At 70.1% G+C, this 12,905-nt stretch carries 15 protein-coding genes; all 15 read right to left on the bottom strand.

Going from position 1 to position 12,905, the window contains the following annotated elements; translation table 11 throughout:
* Positions 1-5: 5 nt before the first annotated feature.
* On the bottom strand, positions 6-344 hold the full coding sequence (locus ACFYZ8_RS12960) for a hypothetical protein (protein WP_359030109.1): 339 nt from the start codon (positions 342-344) through the stop codon (positions 6-8).
* Positions 345-512: 168 nt separating this feature from the next.
* Positions 513-1,985: an ATP-binding protein gene (locus ACFYZ8_RS12965; RefSeq protein WP_388534921.1), complete on the bottom strand. Its 1,473-nt coding sequence runs from the start codon at positions 1,983-1,985 to the stop codon at positions 513-515.
* Positions 1,986-2,064: 79 nt separating this feature from the next.
* Positions 2,065-2,697: an OmpA family protein gene (locus ACFYZ8_RS12970; RefSeq protein ID WP_388534923.1), complete on the bottom strand. Its 633-nt coding sequence runs from the start codon at positions 2,695-2,697 to the stop codon at positions 2,065-2,067.
* An 8-nt stretch (positions 2,698-2,705) separates the two neighbouring features.
* Positions 2,706-3,287 (bottom strand): hypothetical protein, encoded by a 582-nt coding sequence (locus tag ACFYZ8_RS12975; RefSeq protein WP_388534926.1) that lies wholly within the window; start codon positions 3,285-3,287, stop codon positions 2,706-2,708.
* Between the two features lie 16 nt (positions 3,288-3,303).
* Complete coding sequence (locus ACFYZ8_RS12980) at positions 3,304-3,921, bottom strand: pilus assembly protein TadG-related protein (protein WP_388535082.1); 618 nt, start codon at positions 3,919-3,921, stop codon at positions 3,304-3,306.
* Positions 3,918-4,079, bottom strand: coding sequence for a Flp family type IVb pilin (locus ACFYZ8_RS12985; RefSeq protein ID WP_167368204.1), 162 nt, complete (start codon positions 4,077-4,079; stop codon positions 3,918-3,920). Before ACFYZ8_RS12985 ends, ACFYZ8_RS12980 begins: the two co-directional genes overlap by 4 nt.
* Positions 4,080-4,191: 112 nt before the next feature.
* A complete protein-coding gene (locus ACFYZ8_RS12990; protein ID WP_388534929.1) occupies positions 4,192-5,025 on the bottom strand; it encodes a response regulator in 834 nt (277 codons plus the stop codon).
* A gap of 32 nt (positions 5,026-5,057) precedes the next feature.
* Positions 5,058-6,485, bottom strand: coding sequence for a sensor histidine kinase (locus ACFYZ8_RS12995; RefSeq protein ID WP_388534932.1), 1,428 nt, complete (start codon positions 6,483-6,485; stop codon positions 5,058-5,060).
* Positions 6,486-6,496: 11 nt separating this feature from the next.
* On the bottom strand, positions 6,497-7,384 hold the full coding sequence (locus ACFYZ8_RS13000; protein WP_388535085.1) for a DUF5936 domain-containing protein: 888 nt from the start codon (positions 7,382-7,384) through the stop codon (positions 6,497-6,499).
* Between the two features lie 16 nt (positions 7,385-7,400).
* On the bottom strand, positions 7,401-8,345 hold the full coding sequence (locus tag ACFYZ8_RS13005) for a type II secretion system F family protein (RefSeq protein ID WP_359030104.1): 945 nt from the start codon (positions 8,343-8,345) through the stop codon (positions 7,401-7,403).
* Between the two features lie 21 nt (positions 8,346-8,366).
* A complete protein-coding gene (locus ACFYZ8_RS13010; protein ID WP_359030103.1) occupies positions 8,367-9,704 on the bottom strand; it encodes a CpaF family protein in 1,338 nt (445 codons plus the stop codon).
* A gap of 12 nt (positions 9,705-9,716) precedes the next feature.
* On the bottom strand, positions 9,717-10,067 hold the full coding sequence (locus ACFYZ8_RS13015; RefSeq protein WP_388534935.1) for a TadE/TadG family type IV pilus assembly protein: 351 nt from the start codon (positions 10,065-10,067) through the stop codon (positions 9,717-9,719).
* A 1-nt stretch (position 10,068) separates the two neighbouring features.
* Positions 10,069-10,392 carry a pilus assembly protein gene (locus tag ACFYZ8_RS13020; protein WP_359030323.1) on the bottom strand — a complete coding sequence of 108 codons (324 nt, stop codon included), beginning with the start codon at positions 10,390-10,392 and terminating at the stop codon, positions 10,069-10,071.
* A 497-nt stretch (positions 10,393-10,889) separates the two neighbouring features.
* Positions 10,890-12,140 (bottom strand): P-loop NTPase, encoded by a 1,251-nt coding sequence (locus ACFYZ8_RS13025; protein ID WP_359030101.1) that lies wholly within the window; start codon positions 12,138-12,140, stop codon positions 10,890-10,892.
* Positions 12,141-12,149: 9 nt separating this feature from the next.
* A complete protein-coding gene (cpaB, locus tag ACFYZ8_RS13030) occupies positions 12,150-12,857 on the bottom strand; it encodes a Flp pilus assembly protein CpaB (RefSeq protein WP_388534939.1) in 708 nt (235 codons plus the stop codon).
* Between the last annotated feature and the right edge of the window lie 48 nt (positions 12,858-12,905).

Below are 12,905 nucleotides of genomic sequence, written 5' to 3' on the forward strand. Positions count from 1 at the left end.
GCCGTTCAGCCGAAAGGTGAGTGCTGGGCGGACAGTGAGCTCATGGTCCGGGTGTTCGCCGTTTCGGTGCCCTGATACAGCATTCCGGAGCTCCCGCACTGCCTGGCGAGACCCTCACATCTGGCCGCAAGCGCCGAGACCTGGCTCGACCAGGTCTCGGCCAGGCCACTCAACGCCCCGCCGAGCCCGCCGTCCCAGTTGTCACTACCGAGATCCCGGGACGCCGAGCGCGTCTCGTCCACAGGATGCCGACCGCTGGTACGTGTCCGTCCTGCGATCTCCTGCGCGCCGCTGCCCGCGCGATTCAGGGCTGCCGGATCCTCGATGTCCGTGCCGCCAGCCATGTCTCATCCCCCATGCTTTTCCGCTCCGTGCGGGGCGAAGCTTTCGCTATGTAAAGCAAATTCGTCCGCGGTGCGTTCGCGAAAATATCACCAAGACGCCTGGCATCCCCAAGCTTTCGCGCGGAGTCCATGCTCCGCATGGCGCACTCTGCTCTCCCAACCCTGCTGTCACACCTGGCCGTACAGCGTGGCCAGGTCGATCAACTGGATGTCGGGGGTGGTGTCGGCGGCGGTGCGGGCTTTGTCGTTGAAGCCTGATCCGCTGAGGCAGATGAGCTGGGTGTGGGTGGTGTCGTAGCGTCCGGCCTGCGTGATGAGGTCGCGGATGTGGTGGAGGCGTTCGATGTGGGCGATACCCATGGTGTCGTTCCACTTGGCTTCGCCGATGGCCAGAAGCGGCGGTTTCGCGCCCTCCGCGATGCCGATGACAGCCACGTCGACTTCATGGCTGGTGCGGGCTTTGGTGTCGTGGACGATGCCGTGTCCGACGCGGGCGGGCAGGCCGCCGAGCAGGTCGGGGTCGGCGTGGTGGAGGGCCCAGTCGCGGCAGATCTGTTCGAAGTGGGGGCCCAGGACGTTGCTGACGAAGCGGCGGCGACTGGCCTGCCAGACGCGGGCCGCGCTGCCGGGGCGTTCCAACTGGTCCCACACCGGGCGCATGATGACGTGGTAGAAGCCGATCAGCGGTTCGGCGATGCGGTAGGTGGGGCGGTTGTCGCGGAAGACGTCGGCGTCCCGGTGCAGCAGACCGGCGTCTTCCAGGACGTTGATGGGGTGTGCGATGTCGGTGGCTTTGCGTTCCAGGTAGCCGGCCATACCGCCGCGCGTGGCGTTTCCGTCGGCGACGGCGGCGAGGACGGACAGGTACAGGGCTGTGTCGCGAAGGTCGGGTTCCTCCGCCAGCAGGTAGCGGGCCTCGCGGAAGAGGGGCGTCTCGGGGTTGAGGACGGTACGGACGACCCAGTCGTCGAAGTCGTCCGGCCCTTTCGGACTGTCACCGCGGGCGAACTCGCGCCGGTAGGCGGGGGTGCCGCCGACGACCGCGTTCACCTTCATGGCCAGACGTGGGTCGGTGATGTCCCAGAAGTCGGCGGCCAGTCGGTGGTCGAGGGGGCGGACGACCAGTTCCAACCCCGCCCGTCCTCGGAGCGGGGCGTTGCCCGACAGCAGTCGGCCCATGAAGGACAGCGCCGACCCGCACAGCAGCAACCGCGTCCGGGAGCCGGTGCGCTGGTCGCGCAAGGGGCGCAGCGCCTCCTGGATGATCGACGGCAGTTCCGGGTTGGCCTTGGCGAGGTAGGGAAACTCGTCGATGACGACCGGGACGGGGCGCTCGGAACCAAGGGCGAGCAGCGCGTCGACGGCCTCGGCCCAGTCGGCGAAGTGGAACGGGCTGGCAGGGCGCACATGGGCGGTCAGTGCCGTACTGATCCGGCGCAGCGACTCGGCATCGGCGGCTTCGGTCGCCCCGAAGTAGAACCCCCCTGCGGCCCGGCACGCCGCGTCCAGCAGGAACGTCTTGCCCTGCCGACGACGGCCGGAGACCACGCCGAGAGTCGCGCCGGGCTGTGGATCGGCGATGAAACGGCTCAGTGCCGCCCACTCGTAGTCCCGGTCGAACATCTCGGCAGGCTTGTCCATGAGCAGTTCCCAGATGTAGAAGTATGCCTCTATTAAACATACCTCTATATCCCGACGCTCTGCTCTGCGCCCACCCGCGTCAGCTCTCCCCCCGCGGGAACGACACCTCCACCCGGCGGTTCTTCTTGCGGCCCGCCTCTGTCGTGTTGGACGCGATCGGGTAGTCCTCGGAGTAGCCGCGGACCTCGTAGGTGATGCCCGAGTCCTTGAGTTCCTGGTCGAGGACGTCCTGTACGGCGTTGGCGCGGTTGCGGGAGAGGGTGAGGCCGTGGGCGTAGCTGCCGAGGTTGTCGGTGAAGCCGAAGACGCGGATCTGGGTGGCGTTCTGGTTCTTGATCTCCGTCGCGATCGCGGAGATACGGGCCTTCGCCTCGCCGTTCAGCTTCGCGCTGTCCTTGCCGAACAGGACCTCGGCCTGGAGGGCGAACTTCACGTCCGCGTTGGTGTCCTCGCGCCGTTCGTCCCCGCTCTGGTCCTCGACGACCTGCTTGATGTCCAGAACCTTCGGTTCGGCGAGGGTGGCGCCCTCCGGGAGCTTCAGGTCCGGGTCGTTGGGGTCCACCTCGACGGGGGCGGAGGCGGAGGCTTCGGTGCCCGGCGGGACGCTGGGGCCGCCGTCGTCGGCCTGGGCCGGGGTGAGGGTCAGGGCCGCCATGAGCGACGTGACCGTGAGGGCCAGGGCCAGGCGGGGTGGGGTTCGGGTGGCGGTCATGGTGGGGGTCATCCGGAGATCTGGATGGTGGCGGAGGCGAAGGTGGGGAGCTGGAAGGTGACGTCGGTCGTGCTTGTCGGGGGGGCCGGGAACTGGACGAAGACAGCCAGGGATTCGCCGGGTTGCAGGGACGAGAAGCCTGTTGTCGTCAGTGGTCGGCCGTCCGTGTCGCGCAGCACGTAGTACCGCTTCTTCGACGCGGCGTCCACCAGGGTCGCGCCCCCGAGCGACATGCCGTGCCGGAGGATCTCGGTCTCGTCTCCGCGCACGGCGGGGGGCACGGTGATGCGCTTGGAGCCGTCGTTCTTCAGGTTGCCGTTCACCGTGACGAAGCCGCCGGCGTCGCGCATGGCCGAGGTGATCTGGAGCAGCAGGCCGCTCGAGCCCTTCAGCTCCGCGATCGGCTCGTCGGATGCGCCTTCCTGAGTACTCGGGTCGGACCCACCCGTGCGGGAGGCGGACGCCGATGTCTCCGGCTTCTTGTCGTCGTCCCCTCCACCGCTGCAACCGGCCACACCGACGGCCAGTCCGGCCGCGATCGTCAACGCGACCATCCCCCTGCGGGCCTTCGCCGTGAACCGAATGCTCATCACTTCGCTTCCTTCGTCACTCGTTGTTCGGTTGTGCCAGATGGACGTCGAAGAGATCCTCGGGTCCGGGCAGATCCGTGAGGTCGTCCGGGTTCAGGGTCCACTGCACATCGCCCTCGCAGGTGAGTGTCGGCAGCGCGTCCGCTTCGGCGTCTTCGCCAGGCAGCTTGAATCCGCAGAGCGGTTCGATGACCGCTGTGGCTGTCTCGATCGACTGCTTGCCCTCGACTCCGGGGACAATGGAATCACCGATGGTCTTGTTCGTCCTCACAACGACCTTGTAGCCCGGGTACGGCTCCAGTACCCGGTCACATCCCAACCTGGTGGCATCGTTCTGCGCGGCCAGTTCGGCTGCCCGTGCGCAACCGTCGAATTCGACTCCCACGCCGTCGAAGATGTCCTGCCACTTGGTGGGATCGAGGACGTTCTCCACCCACTTGTCAGTGAGCTTGTCCCGGGTGTCCAGGGCCGCTGCCAGCGCTGCCGCGTCGGCGGCCGTCTGGGCGCCGTTCCGGTTCGCCGCGGCCTGGCCGACCGCCAGGAACGCGAACGTGAGAAAGAGCAGGCCCGCCACCACCGTGATGTAGATGGGGAAAGCCTGCCCTGCGTCATCGTTTCGGCGAAGGCCGTTCAGCCACTGATGACTTCGTTGACCTTGTCCACGATCGCCGTGTAGATCGTGTTGCCGATGTCCGTCCCCGTGATCGCCAGCACGATCGCCACCACCACCGCGATGATGCCCAGGTACTCGACCGCGGTCTGGCCCTTGTCGTCGTTGAACCGGTTGCTCATCGTGAGACCCTTCGGTGTCGCCGCCATCGACAACCGGAACGTAGACCTGCTGATCCCGGTAGGCGCAGGGCCCATGGGCCCAAATCCGGGCCCAAGTTCGCATCGGCACGGGTCATCCCACCCCTCGGCCCGAACTCGGCGCGGTGCCCAGCCACTTCGCGGCGGCCTCGGAGCGGCTGGTGCTGTGGAGCTTGGCGAAGATGCGGTTGATGTGGTTCTTGACCGTCTTCTCGCTGATGAAGCAGGCGGCGGCGATCTGCTGGTTGGTCATGCCGGATGCGATGAGGTCCATGATCTCCGCCTCCCTCGCGCTGAGTTGGAAACGCGACCTGTCCGAGGACGACTGTCCCACACTTGGTTGCAGTTGCGAAAGTCCTTTGAGGTGGATCGGCTTTGCAGGGGACGGGAGATGGCGGTCTACGTGTGCATTTGCATCGCGTAGTTGAGTCAGCAGGGCGCTCGCCGCCGTGGGGGTGAGGTGGGTGCGGCCCCGCGCGGTGTCCCGTACGGCTGTGGCGAGTTGGTCCGCCGTGAACTCGCCGTGGACCAGGTAACCGTCGGCGCCTTTGCGCAGCGCCTCCTGGACGGTCTCCGGCTCTCCGCTGTACGTCAGCATCAGCACCGGGGCGATCGGCACGAGGTACGGGAGCGCCGCGATGCCGTCCACGCCCGGCATCCGGACGTCGAGGAGGACCACGTCCGGCTGGTGCAGGGCCGCGGCCTCGTAGGCCTCGCGGCCGTCCGCCGCCTCCGCCACGACCGTGAGGCCGGCCCGGCCGGAGAGGAGGGCGGTGAGGCCCGCTCGGACCACCGGGTTGTCGTCGGCGACGACGATCCGGACGGGGGTGGCCGGGGCCGTCGGGAACAGTGCGACCGGTCGGCTGGGAGGGCCGGGTGAGCTGGGTGAGCTGGGTGAGCTGGAGTGCTGGGGGTCGTCGTCCGGCATGTCGCGGCCTCCTCTCGGGGTGGGGTGGGGGGTCATCCGTGCGCCCTCGGGGGTGCCAGGGGCAGTTCCAGGAGCACTTCCGTGCCCTTCGCGTCCGCGCCCTCGCCGATGTGGATACGGGCGCCCACCGACTCGGCGCGCTCCACCATGCCGACCAGGCCGAAGTGGCCCGAGCGGCGGAGTTCGGCGAGGGAGGTGTCCGGCGGGAGGCCGCAGCCGTCGTCCTGGACGCTGATGCTGAGCAGTTCGCGGGCGGGGTCGATGTCCGCCGTGACGTCGATGCGGCTGGCCTCGGCGTGCCGGTGGGCGTTCTCCATCGCCTCCTCCGTGATGGTGAGGAGTTGGCGGGCCACGGGGGGCGGGACGGCGGGCGCGGGGTGGGAGTGGGCGGGCGGCCGGTAGCTCGTGGGGAGCGTGGTGCGGGCGCTGAAATTCCTTGTGCGAGCCGCCAGTTCCTCGAGTACGTCCGTGGTCGGGGCCGGATCCCGGCGCAGGTCGGTGAGGAGTTCGCGGGACTCCGTCGCCGCTCTGCGGGCCGCCCGGGCCACGAGGTCGGCCTGCTGTTTGAGCAGGGCCGGGTCCGGGGCGGGGGCTGCTGCGGACGCCGCCAGGCCCTCGGCTGCCAGGGCCACCCCGTGCAGGGTCTTCGCCACCGAGTCGTGCATCTCCCGTGCCAGACGGGCCCGTTCCTCGCTGATCGCCTCCGTCACCGCCAGGCGGCCCTTCATCGCGGTGAGGGCCTGGGTCGCCGTGCCGAAGCGGAGCAGGAGGTTGCGCAGGGTGGAGCCGACCGCGCCTGTGATCACGCAGAAGCCGGGGAGGAGCAGGATGTCCGCGGGGGTGGTGTTCGCGTGCGGGAGGGCTGTCTGGGCCAGGAGCAGGATCAGGGACTGGAGGGAGGCGAAGAACGCCGCGCCTCGCCAGCTGTAGGCGATTCCGGCCAGGAGCGGGGTGCAGACACTGACGTACGCGAGCGTGGTGTCCGGGCCCGCGGAGATCAGGAGGAGGCTGGCGAAGAGGGTGTCCGCGGCGAGGAGGGAGGGGTGGCGCAGGAGGAGGGGGCCGAAGCGTTCCCAGTCCCTGAAGAGGGCGTACGAGACCATGAAGGTGACGACCACCGCGGCGCCGACCAGGCGGACGCCGAGGCCGGGGTTGGCGTTGAGGAGGGCGGCGGGGGCGGCCAGGGCGATCATCGCCAGGCGGAAGCCGAAGACCTGGCGGCACATGGCCTGGAGGGCGTTGACCTGGATCTCCAGTGCGGGTGCGGCTGCCGGTGCCGGTGCCGGTGCCGGTGAGTGGGGGTGCGCGTTGACCCTGTTCCCGCCCGCACCACCTGTACGACTCTCGTCGTCGGGTGCGGGTGGCCCCATCCGCGGCTGAGCGCCGTCGGCGGCCGCGCGTCCGCTGCCCCGTTCCTCCGCCCCCACATACAGGCGTCTGCGCGCACCCGTCATCGACATCCCCCCGCCCCCTACTTCCCCGTGATCGTGCCGAAGTCCGTGCCCGAGCCCAGCAGCAGCCCCGCGGCCAGCAGCAGCATCGTGGCCGGGACCATGAACGTGGTGATCATCATCGTGGCCTTGGGGACCGCCCGGGCGGCCTTGCGGCGGGCGTTCTGCGCGTCCGTGCGGCGCATGTCCTTGGCCAGGGAGACCAGGGTGTCCACGATGGGCGCGCCCAGTTCCTCCCCTTGCTGGAGCGCCGTCACGAACATCGCGACCTGTTCGGAGTCGTTCCTCCGCCTCAGCTCCGCGAAGGCCTGGCGGCGGCTCATGCCCAGGTCCATCTGGCGCAGCGTGATGCGCAGTTCGTCGGCCCAGGGGCCCTCGTACTTGGAGGCGACCCGGTCCAGTGCCTGGCGGAAGCCCAGGCCCGCGCTCACCACCACCGCCAGGACGTCCAGGAAGTCGGGGAGCGTGCGCTCGATGACGTCCTTCCTGACCCGGATCGCCGACCAGATGCCGACCTCCGTCCAGAACGCCCCGAAGGCCAGGAGCAACAACGCCACGAACACCTGCCCCCGCAGCAGGAACACCAGGAAACCCACCGCGCCCAGGAAGCCGTACACCGCCCTGCGGGCCGCGTAGCGGTTGATGGTCAGGCCGCCCGGGTTGCCCGCGAGGTCGATCTTGCGGCGGTACTTGGCGACCTGCTTGGGGCCCATCAGGCGCAGGACGGCGGGGGCGTAGCGCATGCCCATGCGGTCGATCAGGGAGTCGACCGCGCCGGTGCGGGTGGAGCCGACCTCCAGGGCCAGCACCAGGTCGCTCGGCAGTTTCGCCTCCGCCCGGTACATGCGGATGCCGGCGAAGACGCCCCACACGCTCACGGCCATCAACAGGGCCAGCCCGAAAGCGATCACAGCCACCCCCTCCTCAGACGTCGATCCGTGACAGGCGGCGGATCAGGATGAATCCCACCGCGTAGAGGGCGAAGGCGATGATCACCGCGCCCTGGCCGAGCGGTGAGCCGGTCATCCGTTCCAGCGCGCCGTCCTTGACGCCGTTCATCAGGAACAGCGAGCCGATGCCCAGGACCGGGACGGCGTACGAGGTCATGCTCACCTGGGAGAGCTGGGTGCGGACCTCGCGCCGTGTCTCCTTGCGTTCCTCCAGCGTCTCGGTCAGGTTGCGCAGGGCGCTGACCACCTGGCCGCCCGCCCGGTTCGACAGCACCAGGGTGGTGACCAGGACGACCAGTTCCCGGGACGGCAGGCGCTTCGCCATCTCGTCGAGCGCGTCCTCCATCGGTACGCCCACCGCCAACTGGTTGGCCACGTTGGCCAGTTCCTCTCCGGCCGGTGCCTCCAGCTCCTCCGCGGCCATGCCGATCGCGGTGCGCAGGGCGAGGCCCGCGTGGGTGGCGTTGGCCAGGATGCGGGCCAGTTCGGGGAGTTGGTTGATGAACTTCTCGATGCGTTTCTGGCGCTGCCAGTTGAGGAACTGCACCGCCGCCCACACGCCCGCGAGGCCGGCCAGCGGGCCGAAGAACGGCGCCAGGGTCGCCTGGCCGATCAGCCACAGGCCGCCGACGAGTCCGATCATCGCGGCGAAGAACTCGCCCGGCGTCACATCGAGACCCGTCGCCGCCAGCCGCAGTTCCAGCTCCCGGCCGAGCCGGGTGCGGCGCAGCCGGCGGTCCAGGTCGCGGAAGTGCCGGCGGCGGCCGGTGTACGGCACCTGGGCCGCGGCCGACAGCCGGTCGACCAGGGCCGCCCGCTGCGCCCGGCCCTTGGCGTAGACGTGGACGCCCACGACGGCGAGCACGCATGTCAGCAGCGTGACGCCGGTGGTGAGCGTGACTAGGGTCTGGAGGTCCATGAGGGTGGGTCCTACCTGTTCCTACCTGGTTTCCCGGATGGCCAACTGGTTCGCGGACTGGGCCACCCCGAAGGCCTGGGGGGTGGGCTGGCTCGCCATGTAGAGGCGGTCGACGGTACGGCGCGGAAGCGGGAAGTACTCGAACCGGCCGTAGATCCGGCCGTCCGCGGCCATGGGCTGGGCGTTGAAGCGGGCCACCGTCACCAGGCGGTACGGCTCGCTGCCGTTGCTCTCGAGCAGGGCGATCTCGGTGATCCGGCGGGCGCCGTCGGCGAACCGGGTGAGCTGGATGATCACGTCGACCGCGCTGTTGATCTGGTCGTGCAGCGCCTCGAAGGGGATCTCCACCTCCGACATGGAGGCGAGGGTCTTCAGCCGCATCAGCGCGTCCTCGGCGCTGTTGGCGTGGACGGTGGCGAGGGAGCCGTCGTGGCCCGTCGACATCGCCTGGAGCATGTCGAGGGACTCGCCGCCGCGGACCTCGCCGACCACGATCCGGTCGGGGCGCATGCGCAGCGAGTTGCGGACCAGGTCGCGGATGGTGACCCGGCCCTGGCCCTCCACGTTCGGCGGGCGGGACTCCAGGCGGACCACGTGCCGCTGCTGGAGCTGGAGTTCGGCGGAGTCCTCGATGGTGATGATCCGGTCGCCCTCCGGGATGAGCCCGGACAGGGCGTTGAGCAGGGTCGTCTTCCCGGTGCCCGTCGCGCCCGACACGATGATGTTGAAGCGCGCCTGCACCAGGCCGGCCAGCAGGTACAGCATGTTCTCGTCGAGCGAGCCGAAACCGACCAGTTCCTGGAGCGTGTAGGAGCGCGGGAAGCGGCGGATGGTGAGGATCGCGCCGGTCAGGGAGAGCGGCGGGATGATGACGTTCACGCGCTCGCCGGACGGCAGGCGCGCGTCGACCATCGGGTTCGTCTCGTCGACGCGCCGGTTGACCGTGGAGACGATGCGCTCGATGGTCTGCATCAGCTGGTCGTGGGAGGGGAAGCGCAGCGGCAACTGCTCGACGCGGCCGCCGCGTTCGACGAAGATCGAGTCGGGGCCGTTGACCATGATCTCGGTGATGGAGGCGTCTTCGAGCAGCGGTTCCAGGATGCCGAGACCGAGCGCCTCGTCGACCACGCGCCGGATCAGCTGGGAGCGTTCGACGGTCGACAGGACCGGACCCTCACGGCTGATGATGTGCCCGAGCACCCGCTCAAGGCGGGCCCGGCGCTCGGCGGCCGCCAGCGAGCTCATCTCCGCGAGGTCGATCTCCTCCAGGAGCTTGGCCCGGTAGGAGGAGACCAGGTGGCCGTCCTCGCCCCGGCTGCCGTTCTCCTCGGGGGTGTTGATGCGGGACCGCAGACTCATGGGGTACCTCGTTCAGTGGTCGAGCGGCATGGTGGCGGTCTTGACGGCGGGGTCGAAGCTCCAGCCGGGGACGATCGACGGGATCTGCACGGTGGCGGTGACCGTGACCGTGTCGCCGCCAGCACCCTCGGCGCAGTCGACGGACAGCCAGTCGCTGATGGCGTTCACACAGCCGTCCTGCGCGCTCAGGTCCAGCGAGGCGGCCCGCGCCCCGGCCCTGGCCGCCGTACCGGCCTGCTGGGCGGTGTAGGCGATGAGCCCGACCTGCACGCCCGCCATGGCGACGAGGATCAGGATCGGGATGAAGCCGAGGTATTCGAGGGCCACCTGGCCGCGGTCGCGAGGGCTCTTGGAGTACGGCATCTCAGTCCCTGTCCTCCTCCACCGCGCCCGCGTGTCCGTCGACCTGGAAGGGGAAGGCGATCGCGCCCGGGAACAGGACGGGGACGTCCAGGTGGACATCGGCGGTGACGTAGCCGCCGCCGGTGCTGCAGCTGACCTGGCCGCTCCAGGCGCCGGGCAGCTTGTCCAGTCCCGCCTGCTCGCACGCCGCCTCCCGCTCCCCCGGCGCCGCCGCCGTCGCGGCCCGTACCGCCTCGTCAGCGGCATTCCCCGCAAGCGTGAAGGTGTACCCCAGCAGCACGAACTGCCACAGCAGCACCAGGGTGATCAGGATCAGCGGGGTCATCCCGAGGAACTCGATGGTGACCTGGCCCTCGTCCCCACCGAAACCGGACCGCCGAGAAGCCGTCCGGCCGGTCCGCCCGGCGGCGCCGCGGGACAGGGCACCCTCCCCCGCGGGGAGCGCGCCCGCTCTGCTCATGCCCACGGGGAGAGGTCCCCCCGCACCCGGCCCTCCGGAGAGCACGCCCCCGGCCGCGGTGTCCTCGGCCGCCGAAACCCCGCCTCGTGGCTGTCCGCACCGGCCCCCGCCCGCGCCAGCCGTGAAGCCCCCCTCGGACCGACGGCCCAGATCATCCGAGAAGCCCCCATCGCACCCACGGCCCCGGTCATCCGAGAAGCCCCCATCGCACCCACGGCCCCGGTCATCCGAGAAACCCCCATCGCACCCACGGCCCCGGTCATCCGAGAAACCCCCATCGCACCCACGGCCCCGGTCATCCGTGAAGCCCCCCTCACGCCGACGGCCCCGGCCCGCCGGCCCAGTCCACGCGGCCGCGGCGCTCATCTCCCCAGCTCCCTGCGCCGCCGGAAGGCCAACGCCCCCCGCTCCCGGCCGCCGTTGCGATGGGAGTTCGCCTCCGTGCCCTTGACCAGGCCCAGTTCACCGGCGAGCGTCCACAGCGCCTGCTTGACCGTGCCCTTGGCGTCGAGTTCGTGGACCCGGCCCGCGTCCACCGCGCCCTGCAGCTCCTTGAAGTTCGCCGGGATCACGGTCGCCGCGACGCCCGTGCCGGTGATCTTCTGGATGAGCGCGGGCTGGATCTCCGTACCGCGGCTGTGGCGGTTGACGACGACGGTGGTCTCCTCGGCCTTGCGGACCTGGAGCCGGTCCCACATCCGCACCGCACGCTTGGCGCCGCGTACGGCGACCACGTCCGGGGTGGTGACCAGCAGGGCCGTCTCCGCCATCTCCACGACGGCCGCGCCGGCCCCGCTGAGCTGGGCCCCGCAGTCGACGACCACGACCTCGTAGCGGGAGCGCAGGGCGGAGACGATCTGGCGGGCGGCGCGCTCGGTGACCTCCTCGCCGCGTTCGCCCTCGCCGGGGGCGAGCAGCAGCGCGAGGCCGGTGTCGTGGGCGAAGACGGCGTCGGCGAGGACGCGCGGGGAGATGTCGGTGATCGTGGCGAGGTCGGCGACCGAACGGCGGAACTGGACGTCCAGGTAGGAGGCGACGTCACCGGTCTGGAGATCCATGTCGAGCAGGGCGGTGGTGCGCCCCGAGGCCTGGGCGGCGAGGGCGAGCTGGATGGCGGTGGTGGTGGCGCCGACGCCTCCCTTCGCGCCGCTGACGGTGACGACGGTGCCGCCGACGCCGGTGAACACGTCGGTGGTGGCCCCCAGGTGCCGTCGTACGCCCGTCGACCACTGGGCGACCGCGTGCACCCGGGTGGCGAGCTCCTCGTAGCCGAGCGGCAGGGAGATCAGGCCGCGGGCGCCGTAGTCCATGGCGGCCTGGAAGAGGCCGGGGCTGACGTCGGAGGTGACGAGGATGACGCCGACGGCCGGGAAGCGCAGGGCGACCTCGCGGATCAGCTCCAGGGCCGGGACGGGACCGATCCGCTCGTGCACCACGACGACCTCGGGCAGCTCGTCGATCGACTCGGACGCCAGGCGCGCGAGGGTGTCGATGAGCTGGGTGGAGTCGGTGACCGGGGCGACGGGCTCGGCGTCCGGGAGCTGGCTGAGCAGCGTGGTGAGGGAACGGACCGCGTCCGCGTCGCCGACTGCCGGGAGGATCCTCGTGGGCATGGCGGCCTCTCACTTGTCCTTGGCGAGTTCGTACGTGCGCTGCTGCTCGGGCACGGTCCCGGTCTCACCCGGCGCGACCAGGGCGAGCCGGACCCGCTTGGCGAACGACTCGGCGTACGTGATGCGCTGGGCGTCGAGGGCGGAGAGGGCGAAGGTGATCGGGACGGCGTCGGTGGCCTCCCGGGCACGGTCACCGGCGTCGGGTTCGAGGGCCTTGATCTCCCCCACGTCCAGGACCCGGGCGTTCGTCACGATGATCTTCGACAGGTCGGGGTCGCCCTCCTTCTGCCCCTCGAAGGTGGCGTACACGTTGACCGCGGAGCCCGCCGTGATCTTGCCGGCGACGCCGGTCGCCGCGTCGATCATGATGGCGACCTCCTGCTGCCCGGGCTGAAGGGCGGGCTGGTCGACGATCATGTCGCTCTGCAGCAGGGAGCCCTTCTTGAGGGTCGTCACGGCGATCTTGTCGCGGATGGCGGCGAGGTCGGTCACCGCGTTGGCGGAGAGCCAGCGCTTGGGCATCTCGGTCTTCTCGAACTGCGCCGCGGTGAGCCGGGTGTAGGGCTGGATGTCCGCCTTGACCTCGTACGCCGTGACCTCGGGGCCGACCTTGGACTTCACGTCGTCGATGACGGACAGCACGCCGGCGAAGGCCGCGAGGGCGCCCAGGATGGACAGGAGCAGGAGTATCACGCCGCGGCGCTGACGGGAGTTCATGAACCGTGGACCTCGTTGGGGGCTCGGTCGGGCGGAATCGGGGACGGG

The sequence above is a fragment of the Streptomyces sp. NPDC001668 genome (assembly GCF_042893155.1).
Classification (GTDB): domain Bacteria; phylum Actinomycetota; class Actinomycetes; order Streptomycetales; family Streptomycetaceae; genus Streptomyces.